Source organism: Endozoicomonas sp. G2_1, from assembly GCF_017744155.1.
GTDB lineage: Bacteria > Pseudomonadota > Gammaproteobacteria > Enterobacterales > Alteromonadaceae > JAGHQT01.
On record NZ_JAGHQT010000010.1, the window covers coordinates 70,073 to 85,259 of the forward strand.

Here is a 15,187-nt window from a genome sequence, read left to right on the forward strand (position 1 = left end):
GTCAAGTGGCACTTAGGTGACGCTTGGTTTTATTGGTTGCCGGTGCATTGGCGGGATCATCAGGCCAAAAGTGCTTTGGATATCTGCCCTTCATGTCCTTTTGCACCTCTTTATAACTGCCCTGCCAAAAGCTCAGTAAATCTTGTGTTACTTGAATGGGTCGCTTTGCCGGTGACAATAAGTGCAAAGTTAACGGTATCGTCGACCCACTACCGTAATTGCCACCTATCGATGGATGCTGTTGTTCGCCGTAGAGCTCTTGCATGGGCAATGCAATAGTGGGCGACAGCTCCTCGCTGTATTGAATCTTGTGCTTTCGTCCGGTAGGACTGAGATAAAACTCGGGTGCCAATTGCGCAAGTTGTTGCTGTTGTTGATAGCTTAACAAGGTCAACAATAACTCGGCAAAATTCAACTGTAACAACTCAGCTTTTTTAACAATATTACCGACAAAAGGGCTGAGCCATTGTTCGAGTTCAGCCAATAAATCTTGCTCAGTCACACTTGGAAAGTCAACCGATGACTGATGTGAATTAAGCCAGCGCCAGCGCGCTAGTAGCGCCATTGTTGACTCGTTAAAGCCTAGCCAGCTGATGCCGTTTGCTCTAACTTGCTGACACCAGAGCTGACTCACTAATTCGCTGTCGAGTTGATGCTGCGCATTTTGCTCGCTAAGCACAATACTGCCCAAACGATCTTGCACAACAGCAACGATTTTTTGCTGTTGTGCTTGATAAGCAACACAATCAACAAGTTCAGGTTCAATCACTTGCCATTGGCTTAGTAGGTTAATATCTACTTTGGCAGCTAAGGCTATGGTTAACTTATTTTGTTGTTGGCTTTGTCGGTGCTGGTTTTGTTGGTAATAGATTTGTGCAACCGCCAACCACGGCTCACTGGCAAGTACATCATCAGTGTTTAACGCTAAGCCTTTACCTTGCGTTGATAAAAAGTGGCTATCACCTAAACGCTCTGTACGTCTATTTTTTGAAAGTCTCTCTGGGTAAGCGAGTACCAACAAACAACCTGTCAGCTCAAACGGTAAGTCTAGCTCGCGGTTAAAGCGAACATTGGCACCAAGCCCTGCTTGACTCGCCAGTTGCTGTGCTTGGCGCAAAATACGCTCAGCGAGATGGCCAAAGGTATTTTTACGATGGATTAAATCGTGTAAGCGATGCTCTATATTACAATCACTGCGCGCTTGCTGCTGGCGATAAATATCTCGCTCTTCCAACAAAGCGGCGACTAAACAAGCGAGCAAAGGCAACTTAGTATTTTGCAGGTCTTTGCCATTAACTCCTGCATGATCTCCTGCATTCTCTCGCTCAGCCACAACTTTACTGCGATGGATCATCAAGGCAAAGCGAGGATGACATGATAAATTCGCACTCAATTGACCAAGTTCAGTCAGTTTTCCGCGCTGTTCAGTAATGCCAAGTGTTGCTAGTGCTCGCCAAGCTTGCTGCTCATCTTTCACGGCTGGCAGTGCCAGTAGTGGTAAATCTTTTAATTGATTAACGCCCCAGCGCGCTGCTTCAATCAACACGGGCAATAAGTCAGTGCGTTTGATATCAATCTCGCTTTGTTGTTGCCGGCGCTCAAAATCTTCACTACTGTATAACCGAAGACAACGCCCCGGCGCTAATCGCCCCGCTCGTCCGGCACGTTGAATTGCTGACGCCTTTGCTATCGCTTGTTGGCTCAATCGATTGGTTAAGGTTGCGGGTTCAAAAATCGCGACTTTTTCAAGACCGGCATCAATAACTAGATCAATACCTTCAATGGTTAAGCTGGTTTCGGCAATATTAGTTGCCAATACTAACTTTTGTCCCCCCCGTTCGGCGGGCGCAATTGCCGCTTGTTGCGCCGCTAACGCTAACTCACCATACAAAGGACACAACAACCAATGGGCAGGTAGCTGGTCTTCAAGTTGATTGGCTAGCCACTGAATATCATAACTGCCGGGTAAAAATACGAGAATCGAGCCGGTGTGCTCAGCTAGTTGATTTTTAATCACGTTTAACGCGTGTTGACGCCAATCAAGGCTTGAGGGCGGAGGCAAATAACTCAACTCAACTGGAAAACTGCGACCTTCAGATTGAAGTATTTTAGCTTCTGGCAATTGTTCAGCGAGTGTTTGATTGTCTAGCGTTGCCGACATCAAGAGTATGGTTAAATCATCGCGCAGACCTTGTTGAATATCACGAGCAATAGCAAAAGCGAGATCTGCGTGTACTGAACGTTCGTGAAATTCATCGAAAATCACCAAACTACAGGCTGAAAGTTCAGGGTCTTGTTGCATCAATTGCACCAAAATCCCTTCGGTGATAACTTCTAATCGCGTTTTTCTACTGACTTTATGTTCCTGTCTAAGCCGGTAACCAACGGTTTCTCCTACTTGTTCACCAAGTTGGCTAGCGAGGTAAATGGCAATATTTTTTGCCGCCAGCCGCCTTGGCTGTAACAAGTAAATCTTTTGCTCTTGATACTGAGGTAGATCGACCAGCCACAGAGGTAAACGGGTTGATTTACCGGCGCCCGGCGGTGCAGATAAAATTATTGTATTGTGTTGACTAGTGGCTGTCAGTGAGTTGAGTAAATCAGCTTTAATGGCTTCTATCGGCAAAGGTGTCGACATTTAGGATTACGCGTTTACGTGATAATTGCGCTAGTGTAACAAAACTATCACCAGTTCTCAGCTTAAGGGGCTTTCTTGCTTGAGACTTTCTAGCGCCCAAGGCTTTCTATCGCTCAGGGCTGTTGCACTAAAGCGATACTTGTTCGCTAAACGCTAAGGCAGAACTAGTCAGTGGCTGACCACTGACTTGGTGTAAGCACGCGTGACACTCAGCTAAAATAGATAAGGCAATGCTTTCCGGTAAACTGCCACCGAGATCTAAGCCGACGGGGCCTGACAATTGTTTGGCAAGGCGGCTTTGAGCCAAATTCGCTTTGGTTAATACTTCAACTCTGCGATGCATGGGGCCCAACAAGCCGACATAAGCCAAATGTTGGCTTTTCGACAATGCTGACATCACCTCAACGTCAAGGGAAACACTATGACTCATGACCATTGCCGCGTTCACTTGTCGTTGGGTAATATACGCCACAAGCTGTTCGGCAGGCATGCGTAATAAGTGATCAACATTAGCGAAAAACTCTACTCTGGCATTAGCGGGTCTAGGATCCCAAACACTGACTTGCCAGCCCAGTTGCTTCGCTATATTTGCCAGTGGTCTGGCATCAATACCACCACCACAAATCAAAAAGTGCGGTGGGGCTTGCACCGGAGTACATAAGAACAGCTCGCTACTGCTTTGAAATAGCTGACTTTTCGTTAATTTTTTCTGCTCACTAGTTGCCTGTGCAGCGCTAATAAAAGCATTGTTCGGGTTATCCGACAAACTTAAATCGGTTCGGTAATAGCCAGCCTGGTGAGCACTTAGTGCGTTCAGCATAAGGTCGAGTTCAAGGTAGTGATTTTCTGCTGTGATTGGTTGCAAGACAATATCAACGACACCACCACAGCCGATACCCAATTGGAAAGAAATATCGTCTTCATCGTTTCCGTCGTAACACAAGATTGTTGATTGACCCGTTTGCATCACTTTGCGCGCATGACGCTGAATATTTGACTCTAAGCAACCACCACTGAGCAAACCAAACTGTCGGCCATCACCGGCGAACAACATCATAGCGCCTGCTTTGCGATAACTTGAGCCTTTGGTTTTGTATACGGTACCTAAGACCCATTCTGTTTTATCGCGATCGACAGACCAGGCGTTTAACAAATCATTTAATTGGTTCGACATAGTTAATTAAAAATCGTTAGTTAAAATTCGTTGCGAAGACATAGTTGACTGATACCATTTAGTTAGCACACATTAGCGACTAAACGAATTCATTCAAGTAACCCCATGACTAACACAAGCAAACGTTTATTTCTTGCCTTAGACATCAGCGAACAAGACAAGGCTCGTATCGCAACATGGCGTAAACAGTCAGCAAACTTTGCTTATCGGCCAATAACTGCCAGTAACTTTCATATAACTTTAGCATTTTTAGGCGGACTCGACAGCAAATGTCAGCAAGGTCTAATCTCAGCTTGTCAGCAATTGGTCGCAAGTCACTCTTTATTATCTAAGCAAAATCTAGTTTTGAACGAGCTCGGTCACTTTAAAAAGCCGAAAGTACTTTACTTGAGTTTGGCCGAGACGCCACAGTGGTTGTCATACATGGTTGAGACTATTCGTGGTATGGCACATAATCTAGATATTGCGCTTGAGCAACGAGCTTATCTTCCGCATTTGAGTTTGTATCGCAAAGCTTTAGCGCAGCAGGCTCAAGCAAACATAGCCATTACTGTATCTAGTTTTAGCTTGTATCACTCATACAGCACCGAAAACGGTGTTTGCTATCAGCCGATTGAAACTTGGCCTTTGTTTGCACAACAGCAATAACGGGCAACAGCCGCTAAGTGAACAAAAGATAAAATTTAGTGCGATAAACGTACTAAAAAACTCGTTAAAAAACTTGTGTTATTTTTTATACCTGCTTACTTTGCAAACAGGATAAAGCTTGCTATTACTAAGCTCCCGATTTTTACACAGTATAAAATGAGGATTGTGCCATGGTTACAAGTGAGGAAAAACAGTATCGAATACGAAGAGATAACAATATCTTAGAAGTTGATTTATCAGGATTTTTTAGCGGTGAAGTCGCCGATGATTATCAACATGCTGTGCACGGACACGTTGAAGAGCTCAAAGACAATCCATGGGCATCGCTGATTGTCTTTCAAGGTGACTACATTTTATCTCCAGAAAGTGAACAACAGCTTACCGAACTTACCCAGTACCGCGTCAAAAATAATATGGTGGCAATCGCTACGGTATTTATCAATAACAAGCACGCCGATATTCAACAAATGCAGCTGACCCGAATTTATCAAAGCTGCCGTGTTAATTTTCATATGTTTAGTAGTATCGACATGGCAAAACGCTGGTTGAATAGTTTTCTCGACGCAAAAAATCAAAAAGCGGGCTAAGCGTGTTTCTTCTGCTCCTCTAACGCACCTAGCAAACTCAGTAATAGATACTAAACAGGCGGCCAAAGGGCCGCCTGTTGCTTTCATAAATTGGTATTGCCAATCAGTCGTTGATCATACGCGCAATCGTTGCAACACCTTGGCAGGTTGCGCCAGCAGCCCATAAACTATTGCCACTCGCGTTGTATATTGATGCTAAATCCATGTGAAGCCAATGTTCGGGTTGGCTAACAAAGCGCGATAAAAAGCCGGCAGCATTGCTAGCTCCGCCGGCACCACCACCTTTAAGAGTTCGGCTGTTTGCTGTATCGGCAAAGTTAGATGGACAATTGTCTTGATGCCAGCTTTCTAGCGGTAATTGCCACACTGGCTCACACTCAATATTGGCGGCAACTTTGGCGCGCTCGGCTATTTCTTGCTCTAGACTAAACAAAGCGGTGTAATCACCACCAGTTGCCATCACTGCGGCTCCTGTTAAGGTTGCAGCGTCAATAATTGTTGTAGCGCCAGTTTCACTGGCCGCCATCAAGCCATCGGCAAGCACTAAACGCCCTTCTGCATCGGTATTAGCAACTTCAACCGTTAGGCCATTTTTATAGGTAATCACATCGCCTAACTTATAGGCGTTGTTGCTAATCATATTTTCTGCGCAACACAAAAATAGTTTAACACGCTTGTTTAAGCCTTGTTTAATTGCCAACGCCAGAGCACCTGAGACAACCGCAGCGCCGCCCATATCACACTTCATATCGAACATGCCGGCACTAGTTTTAATACTGTAACCTCCGCTGTCAAAAGTGATGCCTTTGCCCACCAAGCAAGCGGCAACCTCAGCGTCACTATCTCCGGTGGGGTTGTAATCCAACACTAATAAACAAGGTGGATGAACACTGCCCTTACCAACGTTATAGATTCCCATCCAGCCTTGTTCTACCAGATCTTCGCCACTGATAAGTTCACTGGTAACGGCTTGTGGTGCCAAGGCAGCAATATAGTCTTTAGCAAGTTGCGCAAGCTGGGTTGGATAAAGCTCTGCAGGTGTTTGGTTAGTTAAATCACGGCTCCAAGCGTAAACAACGAGTTTATCAGTTAAACGGGTAACTAAATTGCTATCGCCGGTAAAGCCAACGTTGGTCAACTTACCTACGCACGTAAAGCCCATGGCAAACGCCCATTGCTCGTTCTCAGCCCAGTTATCGCCAGTCAACTGGGCTTGAGCGACACCCATTTTTTCAATTTTTCTCGCCGCTTTCTGAATAGTTCTAAGCGGGAGTTTATCGCCCTCTTTCAAGCAAATATGAAGGTCGTCATTAACAATTTGAACAGTATTATGCTGTTGCCAATTACTAGTGATTGTGCCTTGTTTAAGAAAAATATTAACGGCTGTTGTCATGGTAAGTCCTAAATTTTTGCTGCTTTAACGCTTACAGTAATCATCGCGCTAAAGCAGTGCTTATGGAATATTGCTAGCAAGCTTAGTGGCCCAATGGCACTCAGTCAAAAGTAAGCGAGCTACAACTTGATATAATTAACGAATATAATGGTCTAAATGTTCAGTGCAAAATACGGTTATGCCAGCAAAAGAGCAGACCCTGTCCAAAGTACTCCTGCCAAACCCGCCGCAAACGTTGCAGGCACGATTTGCGACTTAACGTGATCCATCAAGTCACAACCTGTGGTCATGGCACTTAAAATAGTAGTATCTGAGATTGGCGAGCACTGATCACCATAAACACTGCCATTGAGCACAGTGGCAAAGCAAATCATCATAAATACCTCAGGGTTTGCGAGCTCTTGTGCCCCCGCTACCGCCCAAGCCAATGGCATAGCAAGGGGAAAAGCGATGGCATAAGTGCCCCAGCTGGTGCCGGTTGAAAAAGCGATCACCATAGTGATTAGCTGTAAAATAACCGGTAATAGCCAAAACGGTAACTGCTGACCAAGCTTTGACACCAAATACAAACCACCACCTATTTCTTTACTAATACTGCCAATAATCACTGCTAGCATTAAGATCACCGACGCTACAACAACACCTTTTAAGCCATTGCCAAATCCGTCGATGACATTATTCAGTGACATACCTTTAACTAGCGCAATCGACGCCGCCAATAATAACGCAACGCCAAAGGCCCAGTTAACTTTTGGGGAACCCAAAAAAATAAACGTAAAAATAGCAATGGCAATCAAGCTAACCAAAGGCACAATAAATTCAAGCATATGAGGTCGATAGCCAGCAGGAACGTCAGCCCCTTCGAGCTCTTTGGCGCTCAGCGGCTTAGCATCGGGGGCATCGAGTTGACCAGTTTGTTCAACTCGGAGTTTGGCGGCGTTAATTCTTTTACCGGCAAATTTGGTCACGTTTAAACTGACCAGTAATGTTCCTAGCACCGCTAAAATACCGTAGAAGCTAAAAGGAATACTGCTAAAGAAAAACTTAATTCGATCCGTTTCTGTTGCTAAAAATGCGACACCCGGGACAAAAATAAGTGCTTGAACATAGGCTGGCCAAGCATTGAACGCCAACACAGAGGCAATCGGCGAAGCCGTTGAGTCAACGATATAACTCATTTCTTCATGACTCACTTTCGCCTTATCTGCCAATGGTTTAACTGTCGTACCAACAAGCACTGTGCTCATAGTACCACCCTGAAAAAATAACACGCCCATCAGCCATGAAACCAATTTTGCTGAACGCGGCCCCCGGACAAAATTATCTGTCATATAGTGAGCAAACGCTTGAGCGGCACCGGTTTTCGACCAAATTCCCAACAAGCCGCCCAACAACCACAAGTAAAGTAATAACAGCGCTGCGGTACCTTCTTTGGCAAGGTTAGGAATAATCACTTTGTCGGTTAAATCATAGCTACCAAGCATCAACGCGCCGATAACAATTCCGCTAAACAGCGAAGTGAGTGGTTCACGCGTTAAAAGACACAGAGCAATGGTAAGAAAAGCGGGCAATAATGACCACAAACCAAAATGAAATGCTGGCTTTAATAAAGATATTTGCCCTTGCTCATTCTCGACCCACTGCTCGGTTATTTTGGGTTCGGAATTGACTTGGCTGAGGTTCGCTTGATTAAGCGGTGAGTCCCGATACTGGACAATATTGTCGATAATACGGGTTTTATCTCGATAGGTGTAGGCCAATTGCCCCGATTCAGTGGTGTAAATATCGTAAATATAGGCTTGTTCAAGCCACACTTTGTCGACATAAAAATTAACGTATAGTGCCGACAATAAGCTCAGCACTAAGACAACTAACGCAACACTATTATAATTTTTTTTCATGCTCGCCGCCTAGATTGTAAAACACATTTAATATAACCTAATTTGAGGTTAGTACATTTCAAAAATTATTCTTCAATTTCAAACAACTAGTAGCGAAATCTATACACTTAGGAATATCTCAATGAACGACAAGGAAATTCTATCAACCGACCGTATGTACCTGCGCGAATTTACCCTCGCTGATGCCGACGCTGTTTTCGAATTTAATAGCGAACCAGAGGTGACTCGATATACTGGTGATGCCGACGCAGTAAAAACACGCCAAGATGCAGAAAAAGTTATTAGCGAAATCTGGCTTAAAGAATATCAACAATACAGTTATGGCCGCTGGGCGATTGTGCTAAAAGAAACTGACCGTGTTATCGGGTTTTGTGGCTTTAAGTATATTGAGTCTTTGGCAATGCCTGATTTAGGTTATCGGCTATTGCCAGATTACTGGGGTGTTGGCTTAGCTACTGAGATAGCGCAAGCAACATTGGCCTATGGTAAACGTGTTATGGCATTAGAAAACGCCTTTGCCGATGTAATGCCAGATAACATTGCATCAAACAAGATTTTGGAAAAGCTCGGTTTTACTTTCAGTCAACAAGTGGTAGAACACGACCAGCTCTATAATCGTTACTTAATTACTTTCTAACGCTCCTCTGACTGGTGCGTTACTTAGGACTTGAATCTGCTTTTTTGTTGTCATGCCAGTGATGTCCGGCAAGTAATAGCAAGCCCGCGAATATACCGAGATTTTTAACAAAATTTTGCGTTTCATGGCTTGCTTCAATGCCAGTAAAATTCCAAAAATCGTGCAGATTGATATTAATCACAATCACTAAAGCAGCGAGTATTAGTGCAACAATAGCGGTATATCTATTGACGATTAACAATATTGCGGCGACGATTTGAACAACACCAGCGGCGACCAAGAAAAACGGAATCATTGCCATACCGTGCTTTTCCATCAAAGCAATATGTAAATCCCAGGTGAGAAATTTCATCACACCAGGAATGAGAAAATAAAGTGCCATCAATATACGGCCGAACGCGAGTGCGTATTTGTCAATTTGCATAGTTAAAATCTAAAAAAGTAAAGAAAAATGAGTATAACAAGTGAACAGTTAAAATACCTGCCTACACCGCAGCTAAAGCGCTTTTTTACGCTTAAAACTCTTTTCGACAACACGCTTTTGATAGCGCATTAAGTCGTGATAAGTTTCAATGGTTACCTGCTCGATATCAGTATTTACGCTCACATCTCTAAGCCATTCAATATTGTATGGACACTTGTCAATCAGCGCTTTAACCGCACAAAGCTGGCTGTCTTGATCGCCTAGATATAAACGAAACAGCGCTTCAGCAAAAACCGTTGGCGTAACGCAGTAAATATCTTGATTTTGATTGACCAAATATTGTTGTTCAAAGCCGGACATCGCCAGTAAACGGTTGGGTTTTGGCAAGTGTATATCTACTTTTTCACCACTCAGCAATTGCCCTCTTTTTTGGACAAAGCCCTGTTTAGTAAAGTAATTAACTAGGTACTGCCTTTGACCAAACGACAGCACGTCGTAGTCATTGCGGACAAACCAGTTGTCATCGTAAATGGTAATCAGTGGCAATTCGGCGACAGCGTATAAATGCTTATCTCGGTTAATTTGTTCTATAGATAACAACACAACATTCCATAAATCGCAGTGAGTAAAGCTATACGCAAGAGAATCGCTCAGCGATCGCCTGCACTTACTACAGCATTTTGCATTTTTATTTGTTGTCGTCTATACCTTGTAATGTTGAAACTGTTCCACATGATACGCCGTTTTAACGCCAGCACGAGGGAATGAATAATGGTAACCCACTTACCAAAAAGAAAACCTGAACACAGGTTTATTCTGCGCATGATGTTATTGAGTGTGTTTTGGATAATTCTCTACATAGCGCTGCATGCAGTTATCGACAGCGATAGTGAATTCGCACAAGTCGACCTCAAACACGCCTATCGAATAACGCCCCAAGGAGAGTTTTTATTGATTGATGTTCAGTCGGTCAAGTGGGTTATGGGCGAAGACGATGCAAAAAATATCCTAGCGCGTTTAGACGAAAGAACTGGCAACATAAGAACCTTAATCTCGCAAGTAAAAATCGATATAGAACGTCTTACTAGTACATTAAAACAAGAAGGAGCAAAGGATAGTAATGCCAACCAAACAATCACAGAAATTAATGCGGCATTGTTTCAAAATAACTGCAACACTGAAAATTCTTGTAATCATTCATCCTGTCTCCAACCATGCTCTGTTTGGGATACCGCATACCAACAAACACTTGCGCTTTCAATAGAGCTAGCACAACTAAAAAATTTCAATGCGAGTAGTCAAATATCAGCTCGTTTAGTTAAAAGTCTCGCCGAACTTCAACAACAAGCAGGCGAACAATACCAAGATATTAAGTATTTAAGAGCCAGTAAAGCAAAATCTTTTTTCTGGTCAAGTCCTATTGGCAGTTCGGTTGAAATCATCTTTTTTGCTATTTTCGGTGTATTAGCCAATCTACTAGTAAACTCTGCGGAATACCTGCGCAATAATAATTTTAAAGCAAGTGAGCGATGGGTTGCCTATAGCAAACTAATTTATGGCCCAATTTTGGCGTGGATTTTGGTCACTGCCATCGCCGTAGGTTGGTTTGACCTCGGCGATTATCAAGTGGGTATTTACAGCTTGCCATTGCTAGCGTTTATCTTCGGTTTCTACTCGCGAAAAACAGTCAGCCTTTTCGACAAACTAGGTAAAAGAATTTTTGGCTCTGCCCAGCAATCAGTCGCACAAGGGCCTGCCGATATTATTGCTCGGCGCAAAGCGTTCCTAGCACAATTCACCCACTCTTTAAAACCGCGAAGTATCACCGAATTAAAGCGTTCTGCTTTTCAGGTGAAAGATGAAATGATCAAAACTATTGTTTTAGAGCAGGAAGCAAAAAAATGAGACTACTAGTTCCCTTAATTTTGGTTGCGATAGCCGCTACTGGCTGTATGCATACCTCAGAAAACACCGAGCAACTTGCTACTCAAGTCGTAGAAACGGCTGAGTCATTGCATAAGCGCCACGATGAAACCATTGACGCCTATATTTTATCGATGGAAGCGGCGCAAGCGGATATTAAAGCGCTAAGTACCATTATACAAAAGGATCAAAGCCAACTTACACAACTAAAAAAGTCGCTGTTATTACTCCGTCGTGATGCGTTAATTAATCAAGCGATCACAGATTACCAAAACAAGGTTCAGGAAAAGGTACTTAGCGGGCTTGACCAACGCATTGAGGATACTTTTTGGCCACCTATTGTCGCTAAACAAAAAATATATAGAGATAAAGCAGATAACCTAAAGAGCCAACTAGTAGAACACCCGTGCGCTAACGCCAAGGAAGCTTGCAATAAAATTTCTTTTGAAAACCACCAAGACTTGAGCAAAAAGTACCGAGACTACAGTGTCGATGCTGAGTACATCTTACATTTGGGGTATGAACAAGAAACACTTATTTGGCAAAACACCATTGAGGAGTACCAGCAGCAACTGGCTATTGTCAAAATCAAAGCCTTAGAAGCCCTCGTTAAACAAGACAATAGCTTTGATATTTCTGTTGACACCTTAAACGCCGAGCTCAATCAAGTTTACAACAATATCGGCGAGACAATTAACACCTTGAAACAGGAAAAAAGCGCCATCAACAGTCAATGGCAAGTCACCAAAGACGCGCTAAATTTACTTGCTCGCGACGTCACCCAGCCAGCAATTTGGCAATTGATACTCAATGGTGCATCAGGACAAACCAAAGCAATTTTAACCAGCTACAGTGAAACTATCAAAGATAAAGTAGGCGGTATTTTTGGCGATACAATTGGTCAAATCAGTGGCGATATATTTAAGCGTTCGATAAACGTTATCGTCGACGATGCGACTAACGAGTTTGACAACGCAGTGTCAGACTCAATAAAACAAGCGACAACAAAACTAGATAAAGAAGTCGACACCTTTAACCAACAACAGATTAATAAGTAATAATTAGGAGCTTGTTATGCCTACCTTTCGTCCCCCCGACATAGACCCTACTCTCACTCAAGAGGCTCAGCAAGTCGTCAATCAAGCTTCTGCTCAAATGGATGCCTGGTTAACAGACTCTTTTGCGCAACTAGAAAGAGAGTTTGAACAAGGCCTTGAAACGCTTAAACAACAGTTAGAAACAGAGAAACAAGCGTTTATCGACGAAGAAAAACGCCGGAGTGAGCAATTATTATCACAACTTCAACAAGTGAAAAGTGCCAGCCAGTACTTAACTCCAATGGATCCCGATCAGGAACAAGTTATTAAACAACTGGCAAATATTACTGAACAAGCCCAGCAAGATTTAATAGCTAAGCAAGAACGTTGGCAAAATTTTGGTAGTAAAGTGGTTAACATTGCCCACGCAGGACTAAAGACCCTGATTAAAGGGGCTCTATAGGAACAATAGGATGTTAAAACGCTATGACGGATTTGCCCGTGGTCGCCCAGAATTTAAAGCGGAAGTAAAACACCTACAACGCATGCTCAGTTTGTTGGGCTATGAGGTAGTCGCTGATGGTTATTTTGGTGAAAGCACTGAGCAAATCATTGAACAACTGCAAGCTGAACACAAATTAGCAAAAACTGGACAAGTTGATTCGGCGACGTGGCAACTCATTGAACAAGAGTTATCAAAGAGGCCAGCAATTCCCCCTACTTCAGCCGCTGCCATGACGCCTGATAATACCAATCAACCTGATTTTGCAAAAAGGTACTTGGCTAATTTTCGCGGTGACCTCGCTTGGATTCACGACCGAGAAGGCCATGCTGGCAAAGCATATTGGCCGGGCGGAGCTTCAGGCGTTACCTTAGATCCGGGCTTTGATCTGGGTCAGCAAGAACTGGATGATATCATTGCTCACTATCAACCATTACTATCGCCACCACAACTTGCTGCATGTAAAGGTTGTCAGGGACTCAAAGGTCGCAAGGCAAAAAAACATCTCAACCAATCCATTGAGCTACTGAATATAAGAATCAGCAAGCAACAAGCGCTGCAAATTTTGCCGGCGGTAATAGAACCGTACTGGATAGCACTGCAAAAAAGGTTCACTAATCTAACTGATACAGATACGCCAGCAAGTGTGCAGACCTCATTGCTATCGTTAGCATTTAACCGCGGTGTTTACAATAAAGCGTTAACTCCCTTAATTGAATTGGTCGCATGCCAGCAATGGCTGGCATGCGCAGATCTAATTAGTAGTATGCAACAAAATCATAAACTAATCGGCATTAGAAAGAGGCGTAGACTAGAAGGAACCCTAATTAGAGCCTCGATTGACGACTAAACGCGAATAAGTCAATTGCGACGTTCCATCTAAGCCAGATAGCATTTGAATAAACAATACAATTGGGTATTCTATGGTGTCTTTTCTGTTGAGCATTTATTTAATTGCGTACTTTTTATTAGCTTTAAAAGCTTCAACTTCAAGCGGTGCATTTTCATAACTGTATTTGCTCATGTCACTTACATGTTGTGTTACAACTTCAGCAAAGCTTGCTCTTTCTATTTGTAAAACGTGCACTAATTCGTGAGCCATTCTGGGACGATCAAGCTCGTAGTCTTTTCGAACATATATTGAATATCCGAACACTTGCGCTTGATTGACGATGTCAGCCCCGATTAAACCGAGCGACTCTCCCATGGCTTTCAGCGCAGGGTTTTCATAGGGATAAGGCACTTCATCAACGTAGATAACTCTAACCTTTTCAGGAGCTTCAATGCCGATTTCTCGAGCCAACATCAAATCTCTTTGGTTCAGAGGTTTGCCTATACTGGCACCTTCTCTTTCTATGCCACCAGCCCACTGAATGTACTGCATCAAAAGTTGCTCGTAAGGCAGATTGGTTTTTTCTGTTGCTTGAACGTGAAAAGACAAAATGCCAGCAATAATTAGTATCTGAATAATATTTTTCATTTTTTCTCCATTTCATAACTGCCTCCTCCATGTGGAGGTGTAATAACGTATTAAGACAAACAAATAATTATTCTTAGCCTCCTACCTCATTGTAATAATTTGGAAAACCTTCACAAAGGCGAGTCATCAAAGATTTATAATCTAAAGCTTTTTCCATTTGTTTCAATGCTACTTCTAGGTCAACCCCAATTTCTTCCCATAGTGTTGAATAGACTTGTTCAAAATCTTTCATGATTGACACAATTCGATCGGCTTCAGCTTTCGATTCATCAGAGATTTCATAGATTCGTTTGCGAGAGTCTCTTGGGTCAGGCAAAGAAATGAAAAAACCATCATCTACACTGGTTTTCAGACGGCTTTCGATTAATTGCCTAGATATACCTATGTGTTTAGACAGCTCAGTTGAAGAAAGAGCTCCTTTAGTATGCAACGCAAGCACTATTGAGATCTTGTTCGCGTGCAAGCTAATACCTAAACGATCAAAAACCTCTACTCCTTGCGCACTAATTAGTTCACTTGATCGAAATAAAATGGCACCGAACTGCGGGCTACGTAACTTAGTCATAATCAACCTCCTCAATAAGAAATATTTTGCGCAAATTTTTTCATAAAATCAAGATTTATTTTAAAATGATCACATACATATTAATTAAATAGAGGGATATATTACGTTTGGGTTAACAACTGGAATTGATCCTACTTGCGAACGTGGCAGAGGCTATTAGCCAATTTTGAGGACAAAGGCATAAATTCTCTAAAAAAATAGGTTGTGTTTTATTGTTTCAACCTACCCTCTTCAACAGGTCAGAAGTAAATGAAGTAAACCTCAATATGAAGAGCAAA

Annotated in this window: 15 protein-coding genes; 7 read left to right on the top strand and 8 right to left on the bottom strand. The window is 42.9% G+C overall.

What is annotated here, in order from left to right:
• Position 1: 1 nt before the first annotated feature.
• Both hrpB and J7384_RS12565 read right to left on the bottom strand, forming a co-directional pair.
• Complete coding sequence (gene hrpB / locus J7384_RS12560; RefSeq protein WP_209114546.1) at positions 2 to 2,638, bottom strand: ATP-dependent helicase HrpB; 2,637 nt, start codon at positions 2,636 to 2,638, stop codon at positions 2 to 4.
• 127 nt (positions 2,639 to 2,765) lie between these two features.
• Positions 2,766 to 3,812, bottom strand: a complete 1,047-nt coding sequence (locus tag J7384_RS12565; RefSeq protein ID WP_209114548.1) for an XdhC/CoxI family protein — start codon at positions 3,810 to 3,812, stop codon at positions 2,766 to 2,768.
• 105 nt (positions 3,813 to 3,917) lie between these two features.
• Here J7384_RS12565 and thpR point away from each other — a divergent pair, with 105 nt between their 5' ends.
• Complete coding sequence (gene thpR, locus J7384_RS12570) at positions 3,918 to 4,460, top strand: RNA 2',3'-cyclic phosphodiesterase (protein ID WP_209114550.1); 543 nt, start codon at positions 3,918 to 3,920, stop codon at positions 4,458 to 4,460.
• A gap of 170 nt (positions 4,461 to 4,630) precedes the next feature.
• The gene (locus tag J7384_RS12575) at positions 4,631 to 5,047 is read left to right on the top strand and encodes a hypothetical protein (protein ID WP_209114552.1); all 417 of its coding nucleotides are present in this window, start codon (positions 4,631 to 4,633) and stop codon (positions 5,045 to 5,047) included.
• Positions 5,048 to 5,150: 103 nt separating this feature from the next.
• Here the strand turns inward: J7384_RS12575 and pepB are convergent, their stop codons facing one another.
• Both pepB and J7384_RS12585 read right to left on the bottom strand, forming a co-directional pair.
• Positions 5,151 to 6,440 (bottom strand): aminopeptidase PepB, encoded by a 1,290-nt coding sequence (gene pepB / locus J7384_RS12580; protein ID WP_209114555.1) that lies wholly within the window; start codon positions 6,438 to 6,440, stop codon positions 5,151 to 5,153.
• A 176-nt stretch (positions 6,441 to 6,616) separates the two neighbouring features.
• Entirely contained in the window at positions 6,617 to 8,341 is a 1,725-nt protein-coding gene (locus J7384_RS12585; RefSeq protein ID WP_209114557.1) for a Na+/H+ antiporter NhaC family protein, read from the bottom strand.
• A 121-nt stretch (positions 8,342 to 8,462) separates the two neighbouring features.
• Between J7384_RS12585 and J7384_RS12590 the strand changes: the two genes are divergently transcribed.
• Entirely contained in the window at positions 8,463 to 8,978 is a 516-nt protein-coding gene (locus J7384_RS12590) for a GNAT family N-acetyltransferase (RefSeq protein ID WP_209114560.1), read from the top strand.
• 19 nt (positions 8,979 to 8,997) lie between these two features.
• Here the strand turns inward: J7384_RS12590 and J7384_RS12595 are convergent, their stop codons facing one another.
• Entirely contained in the window at positions 8,998 to 9,402 is a 405-nt protein-coding gene (locus J7384_RS12595) for a DoxX family protein (protein ID WP_247741778.1), read from the bottom strand.
• Between the two features lie 72 nt (positions 9,403 to 9,474).
• Positions 9,475 to 10,005: a hypothetical protein gene (locus J7384_RS12600; RefSeq protein ID WP_209114562.1), complete on the bottom strand. Its 531-nt coding sequence runs from the start codon at positions 10,003 to 10,005 to the stop codon at positions 9,475 to 9,477.
• A 168-nt stretch (positions 10,006 to 10,173) separates the two neighbouring features.
• On the opposite strand from J7384_RS12600, the gene J7384_RS12605 reads away from it, so the two are divergent.
• The 4 genes from J7384_RS12605 to J7384_RS12620 are packed head-to-tail and all read left to right on the top strand — an operon-like array spanning position 10,174 to position 13,714.
• On the top strand, positions 10,174 to 11,307 hold the full coding sequence (locus tag J7384_RS12605) for a hypothetical protein (RefSeq protein WP_209114564.1): 1,134 nt from the start codon (positions 10,174 to 10,176) through the stop codon (positions 11,305 to 11,307).
• Entirely contained in the window at positions 11,304 to 12,383 is a 1,080-nt protein-coding gene (locus J7384_RS12610) for a hypothetical protein (RefSeq protein WP_209114566.1), read from the top strand. Before J7384_RS12605 ends, J7384_RS12610 begins: the two co-directional genes overlap by 4 nt.
• A 16-nt stretch (positions 12,384 to 12,399) precedes the next feature.
• Complete coding sequence (locus J7384_RS12615) at positions 12,400 to 12,825, top strand: hypothetical protein (protein ID WP_209114568.1); 426 nt, start codon at positions 12,400 to 12,402, stop codon at positions 12,823 to 12,825.
• 10 nt (positions 12,826 to 12,835) lie between these two features.
• A complete protein-coding gene (locus tag J7384_RS12620) occupies positions 12,836 to 13,714 on the top strand; it encodes a pesticin C-terminus-like muramidase (RefSeq protein ID WP_209114572.1) in 879 nt (292 codons plus the stop codon).
• A 96-nt stretch (positions 13,715 to 13,810) separates the two neighbouring features.
• Here the strand turns inward: J7384_RS12620 and J7384_RS12625 are convergent, their stop codons facing one another.
• Positions 13,811 to 14,344 (bottom strand): hypothetical protein, encoded by a 534-nt coding sequence (locus J7384_RS12625; protein ID WP_209114575.1) that lies wholly within the window; start codon positions 14,342 to 14,344, stop codon positions 13,811 to 13,813.
• Between the two features lie 73 nt (positions 14,345 to 14,417).
• On the bottom strand, positions 14,418 to 14,909 hold the full coding sequence (locus tag J7384_RS12630) for a hypothetical protein (protein WP_209114578.1): 492 nt from the start codon (positions 14,907 to 14,909) through the stop codon (positions 14,418 to 14,420).
• Between the last annotated feature and the right edge of the window lie 278 nt (positions 14,910 to 15,187).

Excerpts from the sequence above, each read along its gene's own strand:
- J7384_RS12610 (WP_209114566.1), top strand. The coding sequence starts at position 11,304 with ATGAGACTACTAGTTCCCTTAATTTTGGTTGCGATAGCCGCTACTGGC.
- J7384_RS12565 (WP_209114548.1), bottom strand. The coding sequence starts at position 3,812 with ATGTCGAACCAATTAAATGATTTGTTAAACGCCTGGTCTGTCGATCGC.
- J7384_RS12595 (WP_247741778.1), bottom strand. The coding sequence starts at position 9,402 with ATGCAAATTGACAAATACGCACTCGCGTTCGGCCGTATATTGATGGCA.
- J7384_RS12585 (WP_209114557.1), bottom strand. The coding sequence starts at position 8,341 with ATGAAAAAAAATTATAATAGTGTTGCGTTAGTTGTCTTAGTGCTGAGC.
- J7384_RS12615 (WP_209114568.1), top strand. The coding sequence starts at position 12,400 with ATGCCTACCTTTCGTCCCCCCGACATAGACCCTACTCTCACTCAAGAG.
- J7384_RS12575 (WP_209114552.1), top strand. The coding sequence starts at position 4,631 with ATGGTTACAAGTGAGGAAAAACAGTATCGAATACGAAGAGATAACAAT.
- hrpB (WP_209114546.1), bottom strand. The coding sequence starts at position 2,638 with ATGTCGACACCTTTGCCGATAGAAGCCATTAAAGCTGATTTACTCAAC.
- J7384_RS12590 (WP_209114560.1), top strand. The coding sequence starts at position 8,463 with ATGAACGACAAGGAAATTCTATCAACCGACCGTATGTACCTGCGCGAA.
- J7384_RS12620 (WP_209114572.1), top strand. The coding sequence starts at position 12,836 with ATGTTAAAACGCTATGACGGATTTGCCCGTGGTCGCCCAGAATTTAAA.
- J7384_RS12605 (WP_209114564.1), top strand. The coding sequence starts at position 10,174 with ATGGTAACCCACTTACCAAAAAGAAAACCTGAACACAGGTTTATTCTG.
- thpR (WP_209114550.1), top strand. The coding sequence starts at position 3,918 with ATGACTAACACAAGCAAACGTTTATTTCTTGCCTTAGACATCAGCGAA.
- pepB (WP_209114555.1), bottom strand. The coding sequence starts at position 6,440 with ATGACAACAGCCGTTAATATTTTTCTTAAACAAGGCACAATCACTAGT.
- J7384_RS12630 (WP_209114578.1), bottom strand. The coding sequence starts at position 14,909 with ATGACTAAGTTACGTAGCCCGCAGTTCGGTGCCATTTTATTTCGATCA.
- J7384_RS12625 (WP_209114575.1), bottom strand. The coding sequence starts at position 14,344 with ATGAAAAATATTATTCAGATACTAATTATTGCTGGCATTTTGTCTTTT.